The sequence below is a fragment of the Streptomyces sp. PH10-H1 genome, assembly GCF_030063355.1.
In the GTDB taxonomy this organism is placed as follows: Bacteria; Actinomycetota; Actinomycetes; order Streptomycetales; family Streptomycetaceae; genus Actinacidiphila.
Genome location: NZ_JASISZ010000085.1, coordinates 1 through 23,123 on the forward strand (window position 1 = coordinate 1; position 23,123 = coordinate 23,123).

Genomic DNA, 23,123 nt, shown 5'->3' on the forward strand with positions numbered 1-23,123 from the left:
GGCCGGGGCCCGCGGCTCCGGCCCGGCGACCTGCTCGAAGGGTGGCGGTACATCCTGACCCACCAGACTCTGCGCCCCCTGTTCTTCAACACGGTTCTGGTCAACGGCCTGATCCTGGCAACCTCGCCGCTGCTCGCCGTCCTCATGCTCGGAGACCTCGGGTTCGCCCCCTGGCAGTACGGCCTCGCGTTCGGCCTGCCCTGCGTCGGCGGCATCATCGGCTCACGGCTGGCCCGCCGACTCGTGTCACGGTTCGGACGGCACAAGGTCATGCTCACCGCCGGGGCACTGCGCGCGTGCTGGTCGCTCGGGCTGGCCTTCATCCGCCCTGGCGTGGCCGGGCTGGCGCTCGTCATCGCCGTCGAGTTCGGGCTGATCAGCTGCATGGGCGTGTTCAACCCGGTGTTCGCCACCTACCGGCTCGACCAGACGGAGACGGACCGGATCGCCCGCACCCTGTCAGCGTGGTCGGTCACCAGCAAGACGACTGTCGCGGCCATGACCGGGCTGTGGGGCCTGCTGGCCGGCATCACCGGCCCCCGCACCGCGATTGCCATCGCCGGTCTTCTCATCCTGATCACCCCCTTCCTGCTTCCCCGGCACGACCACACGCCGCACCACGAGCGAGATCTGGCCCGGAGCCAAACGTGACACACCGCAACTCGCCACCCGCCCGACGGCAGGCTGCGGCTGGTCCGCCGATGCGCGTCCCGTCCAATCACTGGCTGCCCACGAGCAACTCGGTGGCGCGCTGGCTGCGCTGCCGGACGTTCTGATCGCAGCCGCAGCCGCAGCCGCAGCCGCAGCCGCAGCCGCAGCCGCCGTGCTGGCAATGACCCTGCTTGACCTCCGTCTGAAGCCCTTGACCGGGATGAGCGCCGACCAGCACCCCTAGCAAGGAGAACACTCGCGTGAGCACTGCCCCCGCGCTCGACCCCGCGCACACCGCCCTGCTCGTCATGGACTACCAGCCCGCGGCCCTGGCCTTTCTGCCCGAAGGCGGGGATCGCGAAGCCCTGCTGGCCCGCGTGGAGGGGGCCATCGCCTACGTCCGCGCCAACGGCGGCACCATCGCCTACGTCCGCGTCGGCTTCACCGAGGCCGACTGGTACGCAATCCCGGCCACCAACAAGTCCAAGGTGGACAGCAGGGCCAGCCTGGCCGGCGGGCCCTCGGTCTCGGCGAGCGCGATCGCCCGGTTGAGGGTGACCATCGGGTTGGGCGCGATCCGTTCCAGGATCAGGTAAAGGGCGTGCACCTGCGCCCAGTTGGTCTCCTCGCGGTGGCCGCGTCGGCGTGCGTGGCGGCGATGGCGGCCTGTAGCTGGTAAGGCCCCAGCACCGGGCCGGCGAGCGATGCCTTGACCAGCTCGGTGCCCTCGTCGATCAGCCCGCGGTCCCACGTCGTACGGTCCTGCTCGTCCAGCGGCACCAGGTCGCCGGCCGCCGTCGTACGTGCCTCCCGGCGGGCGTGGGTCAGCAGCATCAGCGCGAGCAGCCCGGTCACCTCGCCGTCCTCGGGCAGCTGCGCGTGCACCATCCTGGCCAGCCGGATCGCCTCGTGCGCGAGGTCGGCGCGGTGCAGCTCGCTGCCCGAGGAGGCGGTGTAGCCCTCGTTGAAGATCAGGTAGAGCACGTGCAGGACGACCCGTAGCCGCTCCTCGCGCTCCGCGCCGTCCGGCAGGCTGAACGAGCTGCCGGCGGCCTTGATGCGCTGCTTGGCCCGGCTGATCCTGGCCGCCATCGTGGCCTCCGGCACCAGGAATGCGCGGGCGATCTCGGCGGTGGTCAGGCCGCCGACCGCCCGCAGCGTCAGGGCGGTCTGGGAGGCCGCGGTCAGCGTCGGATGGCAGCACAGGAACAGCAGGACGAGCGTGTCGTCGGTGTCCGGTACGTCCTCGGGCACCACCTCGGTGGCCATCGCCGACTCCCGCTCGCGGCGCGCGTGGTCACTGCGCATCCGGTCGATCAGCCGCCGGGACGCGACCGTCACCAGCCAGCCGCGCGGGTTGTTCGGCACTCCCTCGGCCGGCCACTGCACGGTGGCGGCGAGGACGGCCTCCTGCACGGCGTCCTCACACCCCTCGAACTGGCCGTGCCGGCGTACCAAGGTGCCGAGGACCTGCGGCCCCTTGCCTTGATCACCAACATGTTCCGCGACGAACGGCAGCGCGGGCAGGCCATCGCGCTCTGGGCGACCTGCCAGTTCGCCGGCGGCGCGCTCGGACCCGTACTCGGCGGATTCCTGCTCCAGTACTTCTGGTGGGGATCGGTGTTCCTGGTCGCCGTGCCGGCGATGGTGTTGCTGCTGCTCGCCAGGCCTTTCCTGCTGCCGGAGTTCCGCAGCGACCAGGCCAGGCGGCTGGACCCGGCCAGTGTGGGGCTGTCGCTCGTGGCGGTGCTGCTGATGGTCTACGGCATCAAGCAACTGACCGTCGAGAGCATGCCGGTCGTGCCGGCGCTGGCCCTTGTCGTCGGCGCGGCCATCGGCTTCCTGTTCGTACGGCGGCAACTGCGGCTGGAGACGCCGCTGCTGGACCTGCGACTGCTCCGCAACCGCCCGTTCACGGCCGTACTCGTCGCGCTGGCCTTCGCCGGCATCGCCATGGCCGGTACGGGCCTGCTGGTGACCCAGTACCTGCAGAGCGTGCTGGGCTACTCGCCGTTCGCATCGGCTCTGCTGTTCGCACCCATGGGCCTGGGCGTGGCGGTCGGCACCATGACCGCACCGGTACTGGCCCGGCGGATGAAGCAGACGACCGCGATCGGCGGCGGGCTCGTGGTGTCGGCGCTGGGCAGCCTGCTGCTGGTCGGCGTCGGGGTCGGCGGTGCGGGCGCCCTGGCGACGGTGATGATCGGCATCGCCGTACTGGCGCTGGGCACCGGCCCGCTGTTCGCGCTGGGCACCGGGCTGGTGGCCGGGTCCGTACCGCCGGAGCGGGCCGGCTCGGCGGCGTCGATGTCGGAGACCGGCAACTACTTCGGCGGTTCGCTCGGCTTCGCGCTGCTCGGTGCGGTGGCCGCGGTGGTCTACCGCAGCCGGATGGACGGCAGGTCCGACTCGCTGGCCGGCGCGGTCGCCGCCAGTCGGCACCTTCCGGCCGACCAGGGCGCGGAACTGCTGCACACCGCGCGGGCGGAAGCGGTCGCAGCCACTCCTGGGGCGAGGTGGCCGCGAAGTTGAACCGGTAGCGGCCAAGGAAGTTGATATGACGATTCTTCAGCAGAGAGAGCCGGGCCACGTGCTCGTCCTTGACCTCGATGTCTCCGGCCTCGCGCAGCGTGGTCACCGCGGCGTCCAGGTAGCGGGTGTTCCAGAGCGTATCCGGGGCAAACGGGTGAGCGGCTGGTGTTCGTGCAGGTCGAACGTTTGCGGTCGCGTCCGGAAGAGATCGGTGTCCGGGGTCTCGTGGCGGGCGGTGTGCCAAGGGTCGGAGGCGGCGTTGGAGGTTCTCTCTTCCGGCGGCTTCGAGGACCCGCTGGGAGGGCCTCGGCGGATAGGGTCGATCATGTTCGCGAGATCACCGACGCCCTGGTTCGGGGTACTGAGGAGCCGTCGATGGACCGCCCAGACCTGCGGTATGCCGCGCGCCTCGCCACTTATGGGCCCGTAGCGACACGCCTGTCCCTGCTGAGCGACCACCGGCTCGGCGAAGTCGTGGCCGCCGCTGCCCCGCTGGGGTCCGGCATCGGCGGCAGGTCGGCGGAGCTGGACATCGACGGGACGCGGGTCTTCGTCAAACGGGTCCCCCTGACAGACATCGAGCTGCGTCCGGAGAACGCACGGTCGACGGCGAACCTGTTCGGGCTGCCGATGTTCTACCAGTACGGGGTGGGCTCAGCCGGCTTCGGGGCCTGGCGCGAGTTGGCTGTGCACACCATGACCACCCATTGGGTCCTCGGGAACGAGTACGAGGGCTTTCCGCTGATGTACCACTGGCGGGTCCTGCCCGACTCCCCTCCCGAGGGGTTCGCCGACTTCCTCGGGGGTGTAGACCAGGCGGTCACGCACTGGGAAGGCTCGTCGACCGTGCGCGAGCGGCTGGAAGCCATCGGCCGGGCGTCATCCAGCCTGGTGCTCTTCCTGGAACACGTGCCGCAGACGCTCGCCGCGTGGCTGAACGACCGCCGGGATGCCACGCCGGAGGGTGGGGACGGTTCGCCCTACCCGTGGGTGGAGGAGGCCCTGGCGCGCGGCGCTGCCTTCATGAGCTCCCGTGGGCTCGTCCACTTCGACGCCCATTTCCTCAATGTCTTGACCGACGGACAAGTGCTCTACTTCGCGGACTTCGGACTGGCCCTGAGTTCCGGCTTCGAACTATCAGCGGCTGAGGCCGAGTTCCTCTCGAACCACCTCGCCTACGATCACCACTACGCCGCGAGTCATCTGCTCCGCTACCACCTGCTCGACGCCATGCGTGGCGATACGGGGCACGAGGCGTTCCTGGGTGAGTGGGTCAGGGGCCGGCAGCCCGATGGCGTGCGGCCCGAGATCGCCGCGATCATCAGCCGGCACGCTCGGACTGCCATCGTCCTGGACGAGTTCCACCGCCGCCTGCTCACAGAGAGCAAGCGAACGCCATTTCCGGTATCCGAGATCGAGCGAGCCCGGGTCGCTGAGGTCGGACCTTCGTAAGAGATCGACGTCAGGGCTCTGACTGGGTGGTGTGCCGGGGTCCGAGGCGTCGTCGCAGTTCGAGGTTCTCGCTCTGGGCGGCCTCCAGGGCCTGCCGCAGGGTCCGGACTTCATCGCGGTGCCGCTGCTTGAGCTCGGTGAGCTGGGTGGTGAGGGTGCGTACGACGCTGCTGGGCGAGTCATCGGGCGGTTCCACGGCCGGGCGGGGCGGGTTGTTCTGCTGCTGGGCGCGGAGCTGTTCGACGCGCTGGCGGATCTCGGTGCACCGGTAGAGGAAGTCCAGCGAGACGTCCGCGGTCTGGGCGAGACCGCGGAAGGTGATGGGCTGACGACGTCGGCGGATCATGTCGCGCAGGCCTTGCTCGGCCCTGGCCTTTGCGGCGGCGCTCTTGCGGGCGGCGGCCTGGCGCAGGTTGTCGGGATTGCCGCGCATAGGGGTCAGCTCCGTTCCTGGCCGCGGGTGATCGCATCGGTGCGGGCACTGACGCCGGCCCCGCGGACGGCCTGGGGTTCCTCGGAGAGCCGGGTGGCTTCGAGCTTGAGGATGATGCGGCCCAGGGCGTCCTGCTCCTGGCGGCGTCCGGCGAGCCAGACGTTGTCCTCGCTCATCGGCTGGCCGGTGCGGGCGGTAAAGGCCCGCTGCCGTTCCTCGATGAGCTGGCCGGTGCGGTCCCTCTGGATAGTGAGCTCGGGCAGGAAGGTGACGTCGGTGGCGAACTTGTCGCAGGTCAGGCAGGCGTTGCCCTTCGCGCAGAGCCAGCTCGACTGTCCGGAAGCGCTGCGGCACCGCGCCCCACATGGTCGTGAGCACCTCTGCTTGGAAGCAGCCGGAGACGTCGCGCATGTCCTCCAGCAGCGGATCGGCGCTCATCGGCACGGTCCGGTCAGTGAGGTGTGCGTCGCCGCTCGCCAGCCGGCGGTGAGCTTGGTCCAGTCGGCCACGGCTCGCAGCTCGGCGTCATCCGTGACGTGGGCGTACGTGTTCATCGTGGTCTGCACGTCCGCGTGCCCGAGCCTGCGGCTGACCACATGCATCGGCACGCCTGACAGCAAAAGTGCTGTGGCGTGGCTGTGCCGGAACCAGTGGGGCGTCCACCCCTCCGGGACCTGTCCGGCAAGCTGCCGGTGTAGCCGATCGACCAGGTCGTAGACGCTGTCGGGCTTCCACGGGGCGAACCGCGGTTCGCGTTCGAGGTTGACGAAGACGTACGAGTCGTCGAGGTCGGCAACCGCCAAGTCGGCACCCGCATCGCACAGCTGCCACAGGTACTCTCCGTAGAACCGGTCCAGCTCATCGGAGATGTAGAGCTTGCGGTAGCCGCCCTTCGCGCGCACTCCGTGCGGATTCTCCCTCGGGACGACTTCCACGAACGGGGTTTCGCCGCAGTCGGTGTGCCAGTCGCGGTGCCGCAGTCCGAGCGCCCCGCCGAGCCTCAGCCCGGTCCCGGCCAGCAGGTCCCACAGGAGCCGGTCTCGCAGGGATCCCCGCCAGTCGCCCGACCCCGGATCCCAGAGCGCGCAGGTGTCGCAGATCCGGTCGATCTGCCGGGGCGTCAGCACCGGCGGCGCGGCCGGGCGGCTCTGTCGCACCCGGATGACGGACTGACGGCGCCCCTTGCGGCGCGCGATGTGCTCCAGCATCGGCTTGTAGCGGCCACCACCCCCGTGCACCAGGCGGTGCAGGTCCCGGCCGACGTCGACGCCGTTGAGCCGGTGGAACTCGTAGCAGGACAGCGCCGCACGCAGCCGCACCGAGACAGTCGACTCCGCGAACCGGGCCTTCCCCGGGATCAGCGCCGCGACCTGCGGGTCCTCGCCGGTCCGCAGCCAGGTCAAGAACGACCCGAAGTCCTCCAGCGTCACCGCGTCCCAGACCAGGGCGAAGGCGTCCAGGTACTGCCACCACAGCGCCAGTGCGCGGGCATAGGACTTCACTGTGTTCGGTGACGCCTTCTGCACCCGCAGGTACTCCAGGTACTCCTCCGCCGGCCCCACCACCTGGTGGTCACAGCCCAGCACAGTCCACGTCTGCTCGCCGCCGCCGAGCGTGAGGCGCTGCGTACGGAACCCCGAGAGATCAACTACGGTCGTCACATCCCGTAACGTACGCACCCCGGATACACCGTCCGCGACAGCGGCAAGACACGCTCTGAAGATCACTCATGCTGCGTAGAGGACGGCCTCCGGCCGCCCCAGATAACACAGCACCACGGCGTTCAGAACCAGGCCGAGGGCTGCGAGTTGGTCTTCCTGGCCCTCGCGGTACGCCTGCCGGATCTGGCCGCGTCCGCCGTGGCAGATCGCGCGGCCCAGCCGTGCAGGGAGTGACTACGGCATGACGCAGTAGGCCATGCGTGGCCGGGGGGCAGCTGCGGGGAACCGTCCGACGGACTGGCACATACTCGACCTGGATCGGCCCTCCGGGCTTGCCCGAGCCGGACGCGCTGAAAGGTGCGTGTCCGGCTCGGGACTCCGGGTTGGGGAGCTCGTGTGCTCCATCGAGTGACAAAGGCCTATGCCGCTTGTCAGTTCATGGCGGTGCCAAGGATCATGGCAATGCTTAACAAAGAGTTCTATCTGCCCTGAATCTGGAGGAATTCCATGAAACTGCGCTCTTGGTCGTGTGCCGCTGTTCTCTCCCTGACCGCGCTTCTCCTGCCCACCTCAAACGCCGTAGCTGCCTCGGCCGCCCCGCCGTTCTGCCCCGTCGGATCGATCTGCTTCTACAGCGGGACGGACTTCAGCGGCCAGTCCTGGGAGTGGGCCAGCAACAGCGGCTACCGCGACATGCCGCCAGGACTCCACGACAACGTGAGCTCGTTCGTCGCGAGCACCGACGCCTGTTTCATCAACTGGGACCCCAAGGAGACGCGCCAGGTCCGCAGCGGCGACTGGCGAAGGGACTACGGCGGGGACTTCGGGGGCCGCATCGACGGCGTCAACGGCGGCAACTGCTGAGTCCCGCGGGGAACCGGGGGCCGGGCCGGTCCCACGGCCGGTGGGACGAGCGGATCGAGGAGGTTCAGGCGCTTTCGGCGGCGAATGCGCCGTCGGAGCCATAGGCCAGATCGGCGAAGCGTTCGCCGATGCGGCGGTGCGCGGCGGTGTCCGGGTGGAGTTGGTCGGGCAGCGGTAGCTCGGCGAAGTCCGCCTCGCCATAGAGGGCGCGGCCGTCGAGGTAGTGCAGGTTGGGGTCGTCTGCCGACCGCTGCTTCACGATGCGGGAGAGCTCCTCGCGGATGACGTTGAGCGTCAGCTTCCCGGCGGCGCGCTCCGCAGGATCGCCTGCGGCCCGGAACTGCAGCTTCCCATTGCTGAAGTCCGGGGCGCAGGGGCCAGGGGTGTCCTCGTGGATGGGGCAGAGGATGGGGGAGACGACCAGCAGCGGTGTGGTGGGGTGCCGTACGCCGCCACCGCGGCGTGGCGGGGCAGTGAGTCGTTCAGCGCCGCGAGCGCCGCCAGGCCGGCGCGCGGTCCGTCGGCCTCGCCGACGGCCACCGCGCGGTTGAGCCGGACGACCGGGCAGTCGGTCAGGCGCGCGAGCTCGTCGTACCACTCGACGATCTGCACCCAGTCAGTCTCCTCGGCGGTGGGCGCGTCAGCGTGGAGTGCCGCGATGGCGGCCTGGGCCTGGAACTCACCCAGCCGGTCGCGGGCGAGGGCTGCCTGCAGGATCTCGACGCCCTCGGCGATCGACTCATCGACGTCGCCGGAGTAGCCCTCGTTGAAGACCAAGTAGAGGACGCGCAGCACGGTGGCGACGTCGCCGGGCTGGTCGAACCGCACGCCGGAGACGGTGTGCTTGGCCCGGCTGATGCGCTGCGCCATGGTCGCCTCGGGCACCAGGTAGGCCTGGACGATCTGGCGGGTGGTCAGCCCGCCGACGGCGCGCAGCGTGAGCGCGACCGCGGACGACGGCGTCAGCGACGGGTGGGCGCACAGGAAGTAGAGCTGGAGGGTGTCGTCCACCGCGGGCGCGGGCTCCTCGTCGACGAGGTCCTCACGTCGGCGGCGGGCGGCGTTCGCCTGGGCCGCGTCGAGGAATCGGCGCCAGGCCACGGTGATCAACCAGCCCTTCGGGTCTCGCGGTGGATTGGCCGGCCAGACTCGGACCGCCTCGACCAGCGCGTCCTGCACGGCGTCCTCGGCCGCCGCGAAGTCGGCTAGCGATGCGTGTATCTCCTGGTTGGCCCCAACTTGGGGCCTCGTAGGAAGTGTGAGACAGATTCCGGGGGGCTTTGTCGGCGACGACAACCCACTCCAACGGTGTGCCTGTTTTGACGCCACGTGGGATCCCGTTGGCTAATTCCGTCGGGTGCAGATACGTAGCAGGGATCTGCTGAACAGGAGCTTTAATGGGCGGGCGCGCCGACCGGCGATATTCCCGAGCCATCGAGGTGAGGCGAGCGCAAGTAGCGGACGTGGACTTCACACGGCGGTGCGATGATGGATGAACCTCAAGATCTTCGAACGTTGAAGGTCGTCGACCGGAGCACGGGGGCGCGATGATCACCAGACGACGACTGATACGGGGTTTGGGGACGCTCGTGGTTGCCGGAGGGCTGGTTCCCGCCGCGGCTGCTTGCGGTCGCTCCGGCACCGGCGATGCCGACGGCCGGGAAAGCTCGGCAGGAAGCGGCAGCGGGCCCACCAGCCTTGGCCAGGGCCCGGGAACCGGCCGGGCCATCCGGGTCGTGGTGTTCCGCGGCAGCGACCAGCAGGCCGTGGACTGCGCCGACGCGACGGCCAGGCTGCTCATCGGGGATCCGGCGCGCACGTTCGTCGTCACTTGGGTCGGCCCGGCCGAGAGCGTCAAGCACATCGACGCCGCCGCTCTGGCCGGAGCGGACCTCTACGTTCAGCCCGGCGGCGGTGACGACACCGTGGCCGCCGCGGCCGAACTCGGCCCGGAAGCCCCGGCGGCGCTCGGGAAGTTCGTGCGGGCCGGTGGGCGGTACCTCGGCATCTGCCTCGGCGCCTACCTGGCTGCGGCCAAGCTGGAGCGTTCCGGCAACGGCGCCACCGTCGGCGGCGGGCTCGGTCTGCTGGCCGGCGACGAACCGTTGCAGCGGCAGGGCGACGACGACAACGCACACATCTTCGATTACACCTGGCTGGGGGTGAAGCAGGCCCTGTACTACCAGTCCGGCCCGTCGATCCCGGTGCCGGCGGGAGCCGAGGTCCTGGCCACCGCGCGGAACGAGGACGGCTCAGCCGGACCGACCGTGGCGCTCGCCACTCGACTGGGGGCTGGGCTGGTGTGCGTGGTCGGTCCTCACCCGGAGGCCGATGCGAGCTGGTACGACGACGCGCACCTCACGATGCCGGTCAACGCCTACCCGGGACCCGGCCGACAGCTGATCGCGAAGATCTTCGAGCTCGCACCGGTGGCGCGTTCCCGTTGACGCCGTCCCTGCAGGACTGCGCAAGGCCCAACCGGCACCGCCAACGCCCACCGACGGGACCCCGACGTCGCGACAGCAGCAGCGGTCTGCGCCGATGGCATGATCACGAACTCGTCGAGCGTCATGTCGTCGTCGGCAAGCAGCTGCAGAAATATCTCCCGCGCGACCCGCAGCCGGTCCAGTTCCTCCTCGGCCGCACTCAACTGTGCGGTCAGCGCCGCGATGTCGATGCGCAGCGTTTCCGCCCGCGTCCCGACCTCGGCCTCGCGCGCCTGAAGCTGTCCAACAGCGAACTCATCACCGACCTCCACCCGCCCGACCGAGGTTAGAGGACAAACCACTGCCCACACGGGCAAATCGTCAAGTCAGCAGCTCAACAGGTCCCTGCGAAGTATCTGCACCCAATTCCGTCAGGTGGTGAGGGCGAGGCTGAGGCGGGTGAGGTGGTTGGTGCGTCCTCGGTCCAGGGGGTGTTCGGTGAAGTAGGCGTCCAGGCGCAGCAGGTTGATTGCGGTGGCGCCGACGGCGTGTTCGAGGTGGACTTTCCCCAGGCCGCGGTAGCGGGCCTGGCGCAGGCCGGTGGTGGTGTGAACCGCCCCGGCGCGAATGGAGACTCGATTTCATGAAGGGATCGGGTCATGGCACGACCTTCCCGTTACCCCCTTGAGCTCCGCCGTCGTGCGGTGCGCATGGTCGCCGAGGTGCGCGACGACTACCCGAACGGGACGGCCGCTTTGCAGGCGGTGACCGAGAAGCTCGGCATCGGGTCCCGCGAGACGCTGCGGAACTGGTTGAAGCAGCACGAGATCGAAGCGGGGACGCGTCCGGGGACGACGACGGAGGAGTCCGCTCAGCTCAAAGCGTTGAAGAAGGAGAACGCTGAGCTCAAGCGGGCCAACGAGATCCTGAAGGCCGCGGCGAGTCTCTTCGCGGCCGAGCTCGACCGGCCACACACACGCTCGTAGCGTTCATCGACGAGCACCGGGACCGCTTCGGCGCCGTCGAGCCGATCTGCAGGACGCTCACCGAGCATGACTGCAAGATCGCCCCTTCCACGTATTACGCCCACAAGAATCGCCTCGGGACTCCTTCCGCCCGTTCCCTGCACCATGAGGAACTCAAGGAGCGGGTCCAGAGGTCTACACGTCCAACTACCACGTCTACGGGGCCCGGAAGATCTGGCGCTAGCTGAACCGGCAGGGCCACACCGTGGCGCGCTGCACCGTCGAGCGCCTGATGCGTGAACTCGGCATCACCGGCGCCGTCCGCGGCAGAAAGGTGATCACGACGATCGCCGACCCGGCCGCTGCGCGGACCCCGGACCTTCTCGACCGCGACTTCGTCAACCCCCCAGTGCCCCCAACCGCTGCTGGGTCGCCGACTTCACGCACGTCGCCACTTGGTCCGGGGTCGTCCACGTCGCCTTCGTCGTGGACACCTTTCCCGCCGGATCGTCGGCTGGTCCGCCGCCACCACCAAGGAGACCAGGCTCGTCCTGGACGCCCTGGAAATGGCGCTGTGGCACCGAGACCGGGGCGGGTCCCTTACACCCAGGGCGAGTTGATACATCACGCGGACGCGGGGTCGCAGTACACATCGTTCGCGCTGGCCGAGCATCTGGGCCGGGCGGGGATCGCGGCATCGATCGGCTCGGTCGGCGACGCCTACGACTGTCAGTCTCTTCGTACCGGATCCCGCAAGGATCGGGTAGTCCCGGCCGAGACGGTCTGACCCTTGCTTATGACTGACCCTACGGGTGTCCTGGCGTTGATCTGTCGACCGTCCGGCCGGGCACGCAGCAAGCGCTGCCGCCGGACGGACGTGACCTGATAGGAGCCTGGAGCCAACTCGTCAAAGCGTCCCCGTGACAGTCCTGTCCGTCCGGCCGGCGACAGCGTGAACCCCACGCTAGCGGCCGGGAGGACCATGATGAACACCAACGAGCAGTCCAGGTCTGGGCATGTCGTGATCGGTGTTGACACACACAAACACGTGCACGTCGCGGCAGCGATGGACACCATCGGCGGGACCCTGGCGACCTTGACGATTCCCACGGACACCGGAGGGTTCCAGCAACTGCTGGACTGGGCAACCTCGTTCGGCAGGGTCCTGGCGTTCGGGATCGAGGGCACCGGCTCCTACGGCGCCACACTGGCCTCGTTTCTGCGCCGGGCTGGGCACAAGGTGATCGAGGCCGGCCGCCCGGACCGACGGCTGCGTCGGATGAACGGAAAGTCCGACACCCTGGACGCCGAGAACGCCGCCCGCGCCGTCCTGGCCGGGTTCGCGACCGCCACGCCCAAGAGCGCCGACGGCGAGGCCGAGATGATCCGTCAGCTCAAGATTGCTCATGACCAGGCCGTCGGACAGCGCTCGGCGGCGATGGTCACGATCAAAGCGATGCTCGTCCACGCCCCCGATGCTCTGCGCCATGAGACCTCCAACCATCGAGTACGAGGGCAACCACTACATGGAATCCACGAACCCCCAGGTCAAAACCACAATCTGAGATCTCTACCGAACCCGGGGCGGTTCACCCACAAGCCCGACCGGCGCCCATACTGACCGGCCTTGAGTTCCTGGGGGAAATATGGAGAGGTCCCGACCGATCTCCGCTCACTGCTCCGTGTGCGTCTGATCCGATCAAAACATGGCCCCTTACGTGTGGGGGGCGCTCACCCGATCAGGTAGCGAGGGAGAGCGTGGGCGTACCACCGGCGCGCGAAACGTCGTTGCGGTAGGACATGAACAGCACATTCACGACGACCGGGTGGCTCCTGGGCCGCGTAGAGCCCGTTGGCGCAGGGCCGGTTGGTGTAGGGCCCGTCGGTCATACGGGTCGCCATCGGGCACGGGCCGAACCCAAAGGGGCGTACTGCATGGACCCTCCGATCTATTCCGGGCTCGTCGCCGAATGGCAGGCCCACGGGCGGATGGTGCCCGGGCGGCCCGAGGCGCAGGCCCAGGGCCGGGCGGGAGTACTCACGGACCTGGCCCGATCAGCGCCGTTCGCCCCTGGGGGTGGCGCCGCGAGCGGCGTGCCCGGTACTCGCCGGGCCGTCCCAGGGATGGGGCCGCCGGGGACGGACTACGGTGGTGAGCAGGCCGACCGCCTGACGGAGCGCGAGCTCCACCGCGGCGGGGCTGTACAGGGTGCCGGTGCCGTCGGGTGGGACGAGCCATCGGAGGCGACCCGCAGCCCGGTGCGGGGCTGGCACGGCGATCCACGTCCCCTTCCCGGCATAGCGAGTGCCGGAGCCCACCCAGTGGGTCGTGGGATCGGGTGGGAGGAAGAACCCCACTCGGTGGGCGCCGAAGTCCGCCAGCGTCGGACCGGGCTCCTGCCGAGAGACGCGCAACAGGGCGTCGACGGCGAGCAGGCCCAGCTCTTCCGGGACGCTGAGCACGTCCCAGAACCGTCCGGCGGGCAGTAGCACGGTCCCGCTCTCACCATGTTCCCACTCCCGCTTGCACGCCCGGGGATCCGTCGCGGCAGCGGCGAGCCATTCCAATGCCTGCCTCGGGACCGTACTTCTCATGTCCACTCCTCCGTAACTCCCGTGCCCGCCACCGAACGCGACGCCCTCGGGGCGCGCAAAACCTGTTCGAATTTCCGGATAATTGCCGGGTTGAGTCGCCCATGCTGGTGGATATTTCGACCTGGCGGAAGAGGTGGCGCGGTGTGGCGTTTCCTCCGGCGCGCCCTTTCCTCCGGCGCCCTTGACGACGATCGAGAACAGGACATGCCCAACGCCACAACAGCGGCATTCATGCGCGTCTGGAGACCCCCACTCCTTTCGCTGCTCTCCCTCAGACGCCGCCTGAGCAGGGATCCCTTGGCCCAACTCGTGGAGACGGCCAACCGCCTCCAATACGGCGCCGGTTGGGATAACCCGGTGGATGACGACGACCCGAGACGGTGAGCGGCGGCCCGGGGTACACGGTCAAAGTGCCGGTCCATAGCGGACGTTGTGGGTCCAGATCCGCTCCAGCCGCACCCGCGGTCATCCGGCACCAGCCGCTCAACCATCCCCACGGCCGACAGCCTATCCAGCCATGCAAATGAGATGACTTCTTATCCCACTCGATTCGGTTTTGACAACTCCCTTTGCATCCAAGCTGGTTGACCTCCCCGCCTGGCGGCTCGTCACCCGCTTGCTGGGATCCTTGCGGCGTCCGGATGGGCTGCGGGTCTGGCCGACTCAAGGGAAGTCTGAATGGACCGCAAGCAACTCATGATCATCGCTACGACGGTGTTCGCGTGGAGCGTGGTGATGGCCGCGCTGGGCCGCGCCCCCGGGTCACCGCGTCGCACCGGTTCCGGACGAGGAGGGCGGCGCTGCGTGACGATACCGGCCGTACCCCCTGCCAGACCTGTACCGGTGCGGCCCGGCCGCAAGCTCGGCCCGATCGCGGACAGCGTCGGCAGCGCCCACCGCGCATTGGTTCAGCTCAGTCTTCAAGATCGGGCGGGTGCAGCTGTACGGCGATCCGGTCACGCAGACCGAGGTCGCCTACGGACCCGACAAGGGACTGTGCCTGGGTATGTAGACCACGAGGTGCGCGGGATGAGCTGGAATCCGTCGGGCAACACGGACTCGACGTGGTGGAAGGTCGATGTCCGAAGGAGATCGGTACGCGGGTCCGCAACTACGAGTACTACGAGGCGCTCGCTCGGAGGTAGTACATGTATGTCAGGGGCAAGATGGGATTCGCCACTACGAACGTGTCGACGGCTACGCGGCTACGCCGACGTGGAGAGCTCGAACCACGCGCACCAGGAAAATTCAGGGCCTCCAGCAACCTCTGGTCGGACGTCGGCGGCCACGGCCCCGGACGGTACGGACGGCGGCGGTGGACTGGTATGACCTCCTGCGACGCCCCGGTCCAGGGCCCCCGCGGCGGGCTGGTCTACACCCTGCTGTCACCCCATCACCCGCAGGGAATCATCAGCGCCGGGTCGGCTGACGGCCTGACGTTGGACTTCTCCGATATCGGAGCGGCGGACATCAGCCTCGGCGGCTACCCCGAACCCACCACCTCCTAATGCTGTTGTCAAGCAACGGCGGTGACAGGGAGTTCACGTTGGAAGCACTTTCCGTCGCGGATGAGGGCCCACAGGACGTTGACGCGTCGGCGGGCCAGGGCCAGGACGGCCCGGGTGTGTCGCTTGCCTTCGGCGCTGATCACCCCGACGAGCAACGCCGGGTGCCCCTCAGCTACTTCACCCACAGGACCATGCAGCGTTTGATGACATCGCGCTCCATCGCCAGCTCCTTGTTGTCCTTCTTCAGCAACGAGTCCTCCCGCCGCAGCCAGGCCAGTTCCTCGCGCTCGGGCACGCTCAGCGTCCCGTCCCCGCTGGCCCTCTTCGCCCGCGACACCCAGCTCGCCAGCGTCGTGTCGTTGATCCCCAGCTCCTTCGCGACCACCGCGATCGGCCGCCCGGTCTCCGCCACGATCCGCACAGCCCCCTCGCGGAACTCGGCGTCGAACTTCCGCCTCTTGTCTGCCATGACCCCAACTTCCCCTGCAGTCACGGTCCTCACGCTATCGGGGGAATGTCAGACCGGCGGTGAGGTCCTTTCACCCTCACTCGATTTCATAGCGCCTCGTGGCGCACCACGGGATGTCGCACACTCGGCGAAGGCCGCGCCCAGCGGCGTCGGGTGGCCCTCGCGGCCGAACATCCGCAGCAGGTCGCGCCTGTACCTCGTCCGTCGTGGACGCCTGGAAGGCCAAGTTGCCGGGCCGGGAACAGTTGGCCGGGCTGGCACGGTTGCATCGACCGAGGGGATCGGTGCCGCACGGTACGCCCGCCGCCCACTTGGACCACGACGTAATTCTGCAGGAGGACTGTCGCATGACTGATCGGCCGTTGACGCTCATGGCAGTACACGCCCACCCCGACGACGAGGCCACCGGAACGGGAGGGGTCCTTGCGCAGTACGCGGCGGAAGGCATCCGCACGGTTCTCGTGACGTGTACCGACGGTGGTTGCGGTGACGGACCGGGGGGCGTCAAGCCGGGCGATCCCGGACACGATCCGGCGGCGGTCGCTTTGATGCGCCGTCAAGAACTTGAGGCGAGCTGTGATGTCCTGAAGGTCAGCGATTTGGAGATGCTGGACTATGCCGACTCCGGGATGATGGGCTGGCCCAGCAACGACGCCCCCAAATCCTTTTGGCGAACCCCCGTAGAGGAAGGCGCGGGCCGACTCGCGGAACTCATGCGGCACTACCGACCTGATGTGGTCGTCACCTATGACGAGAACGGCTTCTACGGTCACCCCGACCACATCCAGGCCCACCGCATCACGATGGCGGCGCTTCAGATGACCGCGCTGGCACCGAAGGTGTACTGGACCACGATGCCCCGCTCGATGATGCAGCGGTTCGGTGAGCTCGTGCGCGAGTTTCATGAGGACATGCCGGAGCCGGATCCTGCCGAGGCTGCCGCGATGGCCGAGATCGGCCTTCCCGACGATGAGATCACCACGTGGGTGGACACAACCGCGTTCAGCGGTCAGAAGTTCGACGCGCTGGCCGCGCACGCCAGTCAGGGCGAGAACATCTTCTTCCTCAAGATGGGCCAGGAGAGATTCGGCGAGTTGATGGGCATGGAGACCTTCGTACGGGTCCAAGACGCCACCGGCGCGGCCATACCCGAGAACGATCTCTTCGCTGGACTGCGCTGATCCACCCGGCCGGGAAAGCGTACCGACCGCACGTGCGAACCGCGGTGGACGAAGTGCGCTGCACGGCTTGCTCGAGCAGGTCACACACCCGGTGGCAGCCCGCGTCCCAAGCGTTAGAGCGGGGGCGATTCGCCGAGCGGGTGCACCACCACGTTCTACTGCTCCCCGCTCGCGCGGGAAGAACTCGTCGCCGTCGTTCAGCCAATCCAGCATCGGCGGACCACCCCGGCCCGCGCGGGAAGAACGGGCTTTCTGCTGGGATCGAACGCGTGCACTGCGGTCCACCCCCGTTCGCGCCGGAAGAACATGGGAAGCACCCTCGGTGTGTCCGTTGCCGACTTCGTTCGGGAGTGATGGGTTGACGGCGTCGCGGGGGTGGCCGTCGGCGGCCCGGTCTCACACGGGCCAGGGTTCGGCCGGGTCATCGAGCCAGGCCCGCTGTCCCTGAGCGGTGACGGTCAGCCCGAATCGGTCGTGAGCGGGCTCGCCGCTCCGTGTCCACCACGTGACCGCGGTTTCGATCTCATCCCACAAGCGACGTTCGCCGCCCTGCCAGACGTGGTGGACGATGTGTCTCCGCTGTCGACTCCTCCGGAGACGTGCTGCGCGAAGTCCCTCGCCGGCGGGCGCTGTGCCCGCAGCTTCATGAACTCGACCGGCCCCGTGACGTGGCCGCTCGCCCCGGTCCCGTCGTCGGAGACGACGAGCTGGGCACTGCGTCCGCGGCGCTGTAGTGCGTCCCCCACGGGGCCACGATGATGGCGCCCGGCCGGGCCTGTTCCACCCATGCCGAGGGGATGGTGCGTATCCCTACCGTGGCGATGACCCGGTCGAACGGCGCCCCGTCCGGGTGGCCGTGCACGCCGTCCCCGGTGAGGACCGTCGGCGCGGCGTGGAACCGGGCGACGGACTTCCTCGCCTCGTCGGCGACACCGGGGTCTACCTCGATCGTGGTCACGTTCGCGTCGCCGAGACGGTAGGCCAGCAGGGCCGCGCTCCAGCCGGTGCCGGTGCCAATTTCGAGCACCCGGTTCCCAGGCAGCACCTTCAGATCCCGGAGCATGGAGAACACCACGGACGGCATGCTCGCGGAGGACGTGCCCACCGTGCCCGGCGCGCGTTCCTCGTGCCGTCCCACTGGGTGACGATCGGCACGTTCGCGTCCGCGTACCCCCGCCAGATGTCCGGCTCCTCGGCGCGGTCCACGGCCACGCTGGTGCCTACCCTCATGTCGAACGGCCACATGAGGGTAGGCAGGAACTCAGCGCGGGGCACCGCGCTGAAGGCGGAGTCCCAGTCGCGGGGTTAGGACGCCCGACGCTGCCAGAGAACGGCCTAACGCCGTGCGGCCACCGTGAGCTGTCATCGTGGGCCGCCGTCCGGGCTCGGCGGGCTGGGGTCCGGGTGCGGCGGAGGCTGCAGCCAGCGGCTGACCGTGGAGGCGGAGATGTCGTTGCCGCCCGCCATGTCGGAAAGCCGCTGGTCATGGCGCAGGACCGCGAGGACGATCAGGGCGATCTTCCCGGGCGGCAGCTTGGGCCAGCGCGAGCCGATCTTCTTCAGATGGCCGCGGATCAGGTCGCAGACCAGATCCAAGGTGCCTCGAGGACAGATCGCCTACCTGCTTGCCGATCCGGCTTCGGCGAGTGTCGCGTTGAGCATCGCTTGAGCCGACCAGCGCATGGTCTCGGCGGCCTGGTCGCGGGGGAGGCCGGCGATGTCGGTCAACCAGATCAGTGCCTCGATGCCGGTCGCGGAGCGGATGGCCACGGCCAGCCGATGCACGTCCAGTCCGGGGTGGATTTCGCGGAGCGGGCTCAAGGCGTCTTCGATCCAGCCGATGGCCCGTCCGTGGCGCAGCATCGGCTGGTCGGCGCCCGGTTCCAGCGACAGTCGCAGCGAGGCGCGCAGTTGTGGCTCCCACTCGACGGTGAGCCGGGTGAAGGCCTGCATGACCAGGTCGAGTCTGGCCTGCGGGTCGGTGGGCGGGTTCTCGGGGAGGAGGGACTGCTGCCGGATCTCGGGGTGGGCGGCGGTGAGCAGGGTTCGCTGGTTGGGGAAGTAGCGGTAGGCGGTCGTGCGGGAGATTCCGGCGGCGGCGGCCGCCTCTTCGACGGTCGGGGTCGACCCTTCTGCCAGCAGCGCGCGGGTGGCCGCGACCAGCGCCTGCCGGGTGCGCGTCTTCTGCTCGCGGCGGCCGGTCAGTTCATATGGTACGGACATGCCCATCATGGTACCTTGGTCCCATGGGACTGGAGTCCCATGAAGCGGCGGTGCAACCCCTGCGAGGCGGCCATGAGCCACGATCCAGCAGTCACGAACCCCGATCTGTACAAGGTGGTCTTCGAGAACGAGCGCGTCCGGATCCTGGAGTACCGCGACCGGCCGGGCGACAAGACCGAGCCCCACGACCACCCCGACAGCATCATGTACACCCTGACCTCCTTCACCCGGCGGCTGACCTCCGGTGACCAGCAGCGCGAGCTTGAGCTCGAGGCCGGACAGGTGCGATGGGTCGGCGCACAGGAGCACACCGGCGAGAACATCGGTCACACCGACTCGCACGCGATCTTCGTCGAGCTCAAGGAGCCCGCACCGGCGGGCTCACCCACCCCGGACAGCCCCCTCGGCCCGAGCCCGGCGACCGGCGAAAGCTGAACCCTCCGGTCATCCCACGAACCCCACGGAAACAGGCGAAGCCCTGACCCGCATCGCCCCGGTATCACGGCGTCGGTGACCGGGGAGACCTACACGCCGCGCTCGGTGACCACGCGGCATCGAACGCCGCTAACCTCGCGGGCGAGCACGTAGGTGATGCGGCCGCGCCAGGGCCTGCCGTGGACCTGGCCAATGATCGGGACGTCGAGGTAGACGTCGCCGTCCAGAGGGATGCCGGAGTCCGTCACCATCGTGCGGAAGCGCTGCCCGCGCTGGCCCGACTCGCGAAAAGCGGATTCCGTCGTATCAAGGATCCGCACCAGATGGGGCCGATGCGGCTCCAGCCGAGCGTCGGCCCGGGGCCGGCCTGGGAGTCTTCCTCCGGTACTGCGGAGACCGTCGAGGTAGGCGGTCAGAAGCGGGGCCAGCTGGTGCTGCCGGTGGGGCGCCCTGGCCGCGGTGCTGCCGTGACGCGCGCGTCGTGCCCGGTCGGGTCTGCCCTGGTGGGAGAGCACGAGGTAGGCGCGGTGGGCCGCGATGATGTCCTCGGCGAAGTCGCTGATGAATCGCAGAGCCCAGAGCAACAGCGGCTCCATGGTGTCGGGGTGGATCCGCCGGATCTTGTTCTCGCCGCGCTCCCGGGAGGCACCGAGCAGGCCGGCGGGGTAGTCGCCGTTCCAGGGCGCGTCCTCGGGCAGGCGGGCGTCCTCGGGGACGAGCTCCTGGTAGGTCCAGAGCCGGCGGACCTACCAGGAGCAGGTCCCCCTTGGAGGCGACCGACGTCTCCGTGTCGTCCACGTCGTCGAGATAGGCCTCAAGATCGTCGTGGGTCACCTGGTCGAGCGAGGTCAAGCCGCGCGCCTCCAGCCACAGGATGAACGCGTTCAGCTTGGTGAACACCACGGCGATGGTCCGCAGAGCCGGCCGGTCGCCGGGCGAGGTTGTCCGCCGGGCTCTGGTCCGGCAGCCCGGCCCGGTGGGCCGGGTCCGGCAGCGGTTCCCCGGCGGCCGGCACCGCGGATGGGACCTCCGGTGGGGTCTGGTCGAGCGGGTGAGTGCCGGGGTTGTGCAGTAGGCGCTGGGTGGTCTCGGCGGGCGCTCTCGCTCTGCGCGCCGCGTATTCGGGTCATCTGCTGCTATATGTCACCGATCGGGCTGGTGGTCAGCGCGCGCCGCTCGGGGGGAACTGTCGGGCACCATCGTGTGCTGGTGCTTGGGTTGACGAGGTGGATCTTCCTCACGGGGGTGATGAGGTGGATCTTTCTCAGTCGTTGGGTAGCCGCCGTGCGGTGAGGGCGAGTCTGGCCTGTGTCAGTGCGGTGGGTTCGGTGAGTTCGATGCTCAGGGTCTTTCTGATCTGTTCGGGCCGGCGGGCGATGCTGCTGTGGTGCAGGTGGAGAAGGACAGCGGCCCGACTGCTCGGCATGCGTCCATGCCCGCCCGTGCAGGAATCGTTGACGGTTCTTTGCGCAGTGTGCCGCTGCTGGGCAGGGGCGTCCAGGTCGGCCCGGAGCATCCCGTCGATCAACGGGTTGTGGGGGATCGAGCCTGGACTCCTTGCGCCGCTGTGTCGTGCGTGGCTCCGGCCGCTGCCTGTCCAGGGCCCGCCGCACTGTTCGTGTTCACGTCGGGTAGGGGCCGGTTCGATCACCTGCGCCTGCTCGGCCGCGTGATGCGCGTCCAGGCCGACGCGTAGGAGACTTCCCAATGACGTTGTCAAGCCGACGCCGTGACCGGTGGTGCGGTTCGACAACCGCTGCGCCGGCGGCCCTGCCTGGTGTGCCGCCCTGGAGGCGTCGGCGTCATCGACTCCACCGCCGCTGTCCGGGTGGGCCGGTCCTCGCGGGACCTCGGCGCCGCTGAACGCTTCTGCGTGGATGGTCCCGGCCCTGGACCTGGTGTGGCGCACCCCCGAACGTGTGTGCCTCATGAGCGCTGTCCACCGTGAGGTAGCAGGTCACGGCGCCGGCAGGGGCGGGGCGGGGATGGGGTGTTCGTGCCGGTCGGGGGGTGATTGTTAGCGGGTGGTCGTCCGTCCGGTGGCCGGTTCGCCTCCATCGCGGCGCCGGTGCCGGCGGCCCGGCCGGAGGGCACCACTGCAGATCGTGGCAGGGCACCGTGCGGGCGGTGCGGCTGCACTGCCCGATCCGGCCGCGTGGTGTGACGTTGCCCCCGGGCCCTTTAGTTCACTGCCTTCTTCACGAGCGCGCCGATCCGTGCCTGGTCGGCGGCGGTCAGCTCCTGCAGGGCGTAGGAGGTCGGCCACATGGCGCCTTCGTCGAGGTTCGCCCTGTCACTGAACCCGAACGTCGCGTACCTCGCGTTGAACTTCTGCGCGCTTTGGAAGAAGCAGAGAACCTTGCCGTCCTTGGCGTACGCGGGCATCCCGTACCAGAGCTTCGGCGCAAGGTCCGGCGCGCTTGCCGTGATGACGGCGTGGAGCCGTTCGGCCATGACCCGGTCCGATTCCTGCATCTGCGCGATTTTCGCGAGCACGGCGGCTTCGTCGTCTGCCGTGCTGGCGCGTGATCCGCGGCGCGCGGACGCCTTCAGCTCCTGGGCGCGCTGTTTCATCGCGCCTCGCTCCTCGTCCGTGAATCCCTCGAACGTCGTGGCGGTCGCGGTGGTGCTCGTGGCGCGCTTGTGCGTGTCCTTCATTGCGGGTTTCCTCCCGGGTAGGTGGGTGGGATGGGTGGCGTCGTCATGCCAGGGAGCCGCCGCGGCGGCTCGCCGAACCTGACATTCACGGGGTGTTTCACTCAGGAAAGCTCTGCTGATCAATGTTTCTCGGGTCGTACGGCGACTGGTCTGTGCAGGCTGCGCTGGCAGGAGTGCTGGCTGCGCCCCGGCTCCGTCCCGCCGGGTGAGTACGAACGCGACGACCGGCGAAGCCAGGGGACGAAGCCCCCTGGCCGTGTCGGCACGCTCCAGGCGGGCAGTAGGGCTGGCGGCAGACTGATCCTGCGCCTGCGCCCTGCGCCGGTTGTGCGGCAGCGCGTCGCGGGACGAGCTGTTCGCCGCAGGGGGCCGGGTGTCGGCGGTGGTGGACACCCGGCTCCTTCGATGCCTGTCGGGGTGCCGGGGTGGACGGGTGACAGGGCGGCGATGAAGCCGAGGGTCGGCCCCGGCCCGCCGGCCGTGCCCGCCGGCCGGGGCGGGAGGGCCCGTCATCCCCACGCGCCGGCGATCTGTCGGGTCGTGGCGTTGAGCCGGTTGAACAGGTTGGTGACGCCGATCATCAGGACGATCGCGGCCAGCTCCTTCTCGTCGAAGTAGGTGGCGGCCGTGTCCCAGACCTCGTCGCTGACCGGGTCGGGACGGTCGGCCAGCCGCGTCGCGGCCTCGGCCAGCGCGAGGGCCGCCCGCTCCTGTTCGGTGAAGTACGGGGCCTCCCGCCAGGCGGCGACCGTAGCCAGCCGCTCGTCGCTCACTCCGGCCTGACGGGCGGTCTTGGCGCCGCCGTCGACACAGGCGCTGCACCCGTTGATCTGGCTGACCCGCAGATGCACCAGCTCCAGCGTCTGCCCGTCCACCCCACCGGAGTGCACGGCCTTGAAGATCTCCTGAATGGGCTGCATCGCGTCGGACAGCACTACGGCGGGGTTCTGCATACGAGACTGCATATCGGTCTGCTCCTCTTCCACGTCGGCGCCCCGTTCCCCCGGGGCGTGACTCCATCACAGCCGAACCGGCGTGCCGCGGCGAGGCCGGTGGGACACCGTGGGACA

The 23,123-nt window shown here is 69.0% G+C and carries 25 protein-coding genes and 6 pseudogenes; 12 read left to right on the top strand and 19 right to left on the bottom strand.

Annotation, left to right across the window (positions count from 1 at the left end; translation table 11 throughout):
* A partial coding sequence (locus tag QMK24_RS34410) for an MFS transporter (RefSeq protein WP_283470797.1) occupies positions 1–651 on the top strand: 651 nt, incomplete at its 5' end.
* A 260-nt stretch (positions 652–911) separates the two neighbouring features.
* The gene (locus QMK24_RS34415) at positions 912–1,247 is read left to right on the top strand and encodes a hypothetical protein (protein ID WP_283470826.1); all 336 of its coding nucleotides are present in this window, start codon (positions 912–914) and stop codon (positions 1,245–1,247) included.
* Here QMK24_RS34415 and QMK24_RS34420 read toward each other — a convergent pair.
* A pseudogene (locus QMK24_RS34420) lies at positions 1,133–2,169 on the bottom strand (RNA polymerase sigma factor); the annotation flags it as partial. The gene QMK24_RS34415 and the pseudogene QMK24_RS34420 overlap by 115 nt on opposite strands.
* Between QMK24_RS34420 and QMK24_RS34425 the strand changes: the two are divergent.
* The gene (locus QMK24_RS34425; protein ID WP_283470798.1) at positions 2,095–3,183 is read left to right on the top strand and encodes an MFS transporter; all 1,089 of its coding nucleotides are present in this window, start codon (positions 2,095–2,097) and stop codon (positions 3,181–3,183) included. The pseudogene QMK24_RS34420 and the gene QMK24_RS34425 sit on opposite strands and share 75 nt — an antisense overlap.
* A 16-nt stretch (positions 3,184–3,199) precedes the next feature.
* On the opposite strand, the pseudogene QMK24_RS42055 reads toward QMK24_RS34425, so the two are convergent.
* Positions 3,200–3,427: pseudogene (locus tag QMK24_RS42055) on the bottom strand (Tn3 family transposase); the annotation flags it as partial.
* Between the two features lie 131 nt (positions 3,428–3,558).
* Between QMK24_RS42055 and QMK24_RS34430 the strand changes: the two are divergent.
* Complete coding sequence (locus QMK24_RS34430) at positions 3,559–4,635, top strand: protein kinase family protein (RefSeq protein WP_283470799.1); 1,077 nt, start codon at positions 3,559–3,561, stop codon at positions 4,633–4,635.
* A 10-nt stretch (positions 4,636–4,645) separates the two neighbouring features.
* On the opposite strand, the gene QMK24_RS34435 is transcribed toward QMK24_RS34430, so the two are convergent.
* The 4 genes and pseudogenes from QMK24_RS34435 to QMK24_RS42060 all read right to left on the bottom strand — a co-directional run.
* On the bottom strand, positions 4,646–5,068 hold the full coding sequence (locus QMK24_RS34435; protein WP_283470800.1) for a DUF6262 family protein: 423 nt from the start codon (positions 5,066–5,068) through the stop codon (positions 4,646–4,648).
* A 5-nt stretch (positions 5,069–5,073) separates the two neighbouring features.
* The gene (locus QMK24_RS34440; protein ID WP_283470801.1) at positions 5,074–5,244 is read right to left on the bottom strand and encodes a hypothetical protein; all 171 of its coding nucleotides are present in this window, start codon (positions 5,242–5,244) and stop codon (positions 5,074–5,076) included.
* 258 nt (positions 5,245–5,502) lie between these two features.
* A complete protein-coding gene (locus QMK24_RS34445) occupies positions 5,503–6,729 on the bottom strand; it encodes a site-specific integrase (protein WP_283470802.1) in 1,227 nt (408 codons plus the stop codon).
* A gap of 108 nt (positions 6,730–6,837) precedes the next feature.
* A pseudogene (locus QMK24_RS42060) lies at positions 6,838–6,951 on the bottom strand (Tn3 family transposase); the annotation flags it as partial.
* A 285-nt stretch (positions 6,952–7,236) separates the two neighbouring features.
* Between QMK24_RS42060 and QMK24_RS34450 the strand changes: the two are divergent.
* Positions 7,237–7,593, top strand: coding sequence for a peptidase inhibitor family I36 protein (locus QMK24_RS34450; RefSeq protein ID WP_283470803.1), 357 nt, complete (start codon positions 7,237–7,239; stop codon positions 7,591–7,593).
* Between the two features lie 64 nt (positions 7,594–7,657).
* On the opposite strand, the pseudogene QMK24_RS34455 reads toward QMK24_RS34450, so the two are convergent.
* A pseudogene (locus QMK24_RS34455) lies at positions 7,658–8,035 on the bottom strand (SGNH/GDSL hydrolase family protein); the annotation flags it as partial.
* A 2-nt stretch (positions 8,036–8,037) separates the two neighbouring features.
* Positions 8,038–8,799: pseudogene (locus QMK24_RS34460) on the bottom strand (sigma factor); the annotation flags it as partial.
* 530 nt (positions 8,800–9,329) lie between these two features.
* Here QMK24_RS34460 and QMK24_RS34465 point away from each other — a divergent pair.
* Complete coding sequence (locus tag QMK24_RS34465) at positions 9,330–10,040, top strand: BPL-N domain-containing protein (RefSeq protein WP_283470804.1); 711 nt, start codon at positions 9,330–9,332, stop codon at positions 10,038–10,040.
* On the opposite strand, the gene QMK24_RS34470 is transcribed toward QMK24_RS34465, so the two are convergent.
* On the bottom strand, positions 9,971–10,390 hold the full coding sequence (locus QMK24_RS34470; RefSeq protein ID WP_283470805.1) for a hypothetical protein: 420 nt from the start codon (positions 10,388–10,390) through the stop codon (positions 9,971–9,973). The genes QMK24_RS34465 and QMK24_RS34470 overlap by 70 nt on opposite strands.
* 288 nt (positions 10,391–10,678) lie before the next feature.
* On the opposite strand from QMK24_RS34470, the gene QMK24_RS34475 reads away from it, so the two are divergent.
* The 3 genes from QMK24_RS34475 to QMK24_RS34485 all read left to right on the top strand — a co-directional run bounded on the left by QMK24_RS34475 (position 10,679) and on the right by QMK24_RS34485 (position 12,605).
* A complete protein-coding gene (locus QMK24_RS34475; protein ID WP_283470806.1) occupies positions 10,679–11,005 on the top strand; it encodes a transposase in 327 nt (108 codons plus the stop codon).
* A 223-nt stretch (positions 11,006–11,228) separates the two neighbouring features.
* Positions 11,229–11,771: an IS3 family transposase gene (locus QMK24_RS42065; protein ID WP_502962672.1), complete on the top strand. Its 543-nt coding sequence runs from the start codon at positions 11,229–11,231 to the stop codon at positions 11,769–11,771.
* Positions 11,772–11,969: 198 nt separating this feature from the next.
* Positions 11,970–12,605, top strand: a complete 636-nt coding sequence (locus QMK24_RS34485) for an IS110 family transposase (protein WP_283470824.1) — start codon at positions 11,970–11,972, stop codon at positions 12,603–12,605.
* 434 nt (positions 12,606–13,039) lie between these two features.
* Here the strand turns inward: QMK24_RS34485 and QMK24_RS34490 are convergent, their stop codons facing one another.
* Entirely contained in the window at positions 13,040–13,579 is a 540-nt protein-coding gene (locus tag QMK24_RS34490) for a hypothetical protein (RefSeq protein WP_283470809.1), read from the bottom strand.
* A gap of 1,325 nt (positions 13,580–14,904) precedes the next feature.
* Between QMK24_RS34490 and QMK24_RS34495 the strand changes: the two genes are divergently transcribed.
* On the top strand, positions 14,905–15,087 hold the full coding sequence (locus tag QMK24_RS34495) for a hypothetical protein (RefSeq protein WP_283470810.1): 183 nt from the start codon (positions 14,905–14,907) through the stop codon (positions 15,085–15,087).
* Between the two features lie 8 nt (positions 15,088–15,095).
* Here the strand turns inward: QMK24_RS34495 and QMK24_RS34500 are convergent.
* Positions 15,096–15,218 (bottom strand): annotated as a pseudogene (locus QMK24_RS34500) (IS110 family transposase); the annotation flags it as partial.
* Positions 15,219–15,259: 41 nt separating this feature from the next.
* Entirely contained in the window at positions 15,260–15,556 is a 297-nt protein-coding gene (locus QMK24_RS34505; RefSeq protein WP_283470811.1) for a transposase, read from the bottom strand.
* Positions 15,557–15,903: 347 nt separating this feature from the next.
* Here QMK24_RS34505 and QMK24_RS34510 point away from each other — a divergent pair, with 347 nt between their 5' ends.
* Complete coding sequence (locus QMK24_RS34510; RefSeq protein ID WP_283470825.1) at positions 15,904–16,737, top strand: PIG-L family deacetylase; 834 nt, start codon at positions 15,904–15,906, stop codon at positions 16,735–16,737.
* A 643-nt stretch (positions 16,738–17,380) separates the two neighbouring features.
* Here QMK24_RS34510 and QMK24_RS42070 read toward each other — a convergent pair.
* The 3 genes from QMK24_RS42070 to QMK24_RS34525 form a co-directional block, all read right to left on the bottom strand.
* Positions 17,381–17,875 (bottom strand): methyltransferase domain-containing protein, encoded by a 495-nt coding sequence (locus QMK24_RS42070; protein ID WP_502962670.1) that lies wholly within the window; start codon positions 17,873–17,875, stop codon positions 17,381–17,383.
* A gap of 224 nt (positions 17,876–18,099) precedes the next feature.
* Positions 18,100–18,333 (bottom strand): hypothetical protein, encoded by a 234-nt coding sequence (locus tag QMK24_RS34520; protein ID WP_283470812.1) that lies wholly within the window; start codon positions 18,331–18,333, stop codon positions 18,100–18,102.
* A 21-nt stretch (positions 18,334–18,354) separates the two neighbouring features.
* Positions 18,355–18,960 carry a TetR/AcrR family transcriptional regulator gene (locus QMK24_RS34525; RefSeq protein WP_283470813.1) on the bottom strand — a complete coding sequence of 202 codons (606 nt, stop codon included), beginning with the start codon at positions 18,958–18,960 and terminating at the stop codon, positions 18,355–18,357.
* A 72-nt stretch (positions 18,961–19,032) separates the two neighbouring features.
* Between QMK24_RS34525 and QMK24_RS34530 the strand changes: the two genes are divergently transcribed.
* The gene (locus tag QMK24_RS34530) at positions 19,033–19,395 is read left to right on the top strand and encodes a cupin domain-containing protein (protein ID WP_283470814.1); all 363 of its coding nucleotides are present in this window, start codon (positions 19,033–19,035) and stop codon (positions 19,393–19,395) included.
* 89 nt (positions 19,396–19,484) lie between these two features.
* Here QMK24_RS34530 and QMK24_RS34535 read toward each other — a convergent pair whose 3' ends face one another.
* The 4 genes from QMK24_RS34535 to QMK24_RS34550 all read right to left on the bottom strand — a co-directional run bounded on the left by QMK24_RS34535 (position 19,485) and on the right by QMK24_RS34550 (position 23,018).
* Positions 19,485–19,979, bottom strand: coding sequence for a hypothetical protein (locus tag QMK24_RS34535; RefSeq protein WP_283470815.1), 495 nt, complete (start codon positions 19,977–19,979; stop codon positions 19,485–19,487).
* A 680-nt stretch (positions 19,980–20,659) separates the two neighbouring features.
* On the bottom strand, positions 20,660–20,821 hold the full coding sequence (locus QMK24_RS34540) for a hypothetical protein (protein ID WP_283470816.1): 162 nt from the start codon (positions 20,819–20,821) through the stop codon (positions 20,660–20,662).
* Between the two features lie 755 nt (positions 20,822–21,576).
* On the bottom strand, positions 21,577–22,053 hold the full coding sequence (locus tag QMK24_RS34545) for an iron chaperone (RefSeq protein WP_283470817.1): 477 nt from the start codon (positions 22,051–22,053) through the stop codon (positions 21,577–21,579).
* A gap of 509 nt (positions 22,054–22,562) precedes the next feature.
* Positions 22,563–23,018 (bottom strand): carboxymuconolactone decarboxylase family protein, encoded by a 456-nt coding sequence (locus QMK24_RS34550; protein ID WP_283470818.1) that lies wholly within the window; start codon positions 23,016–23,018, stop codon positions 22,563–22,565.
* Positions 23,019–23,123: the final 105 nt, after the last annotated feature.

Excerpts from the sequence above, each read along its gene's own strand:
- QMK24_RS34430 (WP_283470799.1), top strand. The coding sequence starts at position 3,559 with ATGGACCGCCCAGACCTGCGGTATGCCGCGCGCCTCGCCACTTATGGG.
- QMK24_RS34435 (WP_283470800.1), bottom strand. The coding sequence starts at position 5,068 with ATGCGCGGCAATCCCGACAACCTGCGCCAGGCCGCCGCCCGCAAGAGC.
- QMK24_RS34440 (WP_283470801.1), bottom strand. The coding sequence starts at position 5,244 with ATGAGCGAGGACAACGTCTGGCTCGCCGGACGCCGCCAGGAGCAGGAC.
- QMK24_RS34450 (WP_283470803.1), top strand. The coding sequence starts at position 7,237 with ATGAAACTGCGCTCTTGGTCGTGTGCCGCTGTTCTCTCCCTGACCGCG.
- QMK24_RS34475 (WP_283470806.1), top strand. The coding sequence starts at position 10,679 with ATGGCACGACCTTCCCGTTACCCCCTTGAGCTCCGCCGTCGTGCGGTG.
- QMK24_RS34485 (WP_283470824.1), top strand. The coding sequence starts at position 11,970 with ATGAACACCAACGAGCAGTCCAGGTCTGGGCATGTCGTGATCGGTGTT.
- QMK24_RS34490 (WP_283470809.1), bottom strand. The coding sequence starts at position 13,579 with ATGAGAAGTACGGTCCCGAGGCAGGCATTGGAATGGCTCGCCGCTGCC.
- QMK24_RS34495 (WP_283470810.1), top strand. The coding sequence starts at position 14,905 with ATGACCTCCTGCGACGCCCCGGTCCAGGGCCCCCGCGGCGGGCTGGTC.
- QMK24_RS34505 (WP_283470811.1), bottom strand. The coding sequence starts at position 15,556 with ATGGCAGACAAGAGGCGGAAGTTCGACGCCGAGTTCCGCGAGGGGGCT.
- QMK24_RS34510 (WP_283470825.1), top strand. The coding sequence starts at position 15,904 with ATGACTGATCGGCCGTTGACGCTCATGGCAGTACACGCCCACCCCGAC.
- QMK24_RS34525 (WP_283470813.1), bottom strand. The coding sequence starts at position 18,960 with ATGTCCGTACCATATGAACTGACCGGCCGCCGCGAGCAGAAGACGCGC.
- QMK24_RS34530 (WP_283470814.1), top strand. The coding sequence starts at position 19,033 with ATGAGCCACGATCCAGCAGTCACGAACCCCGATCTGTACAAGGTGGTC.
- QMK24_RS34540 (WP_283470816.1), bottom strand. The coding sequence starts at position 20,821 with ATGCCGAGCAGTCGGGCCGCTGTCCTTCTCCACCTGCACCACAGCAGC.
- QMK24_RS34545 (WP_283470817.1), bottom strand. The coding sequence starts at position 22,053 with ATGAAGGACACGCACAAGCGCGCCACGAGCACCACCGCGACCGCCACG.
- QMK24_RS34550 (WP_283470818.1), bottom strand. The coding sequence starts at position 23,018 with ATGCAGTCTCGTATGCAGAACCCCGCCGTAGTGCTGTCCGACGCGATG.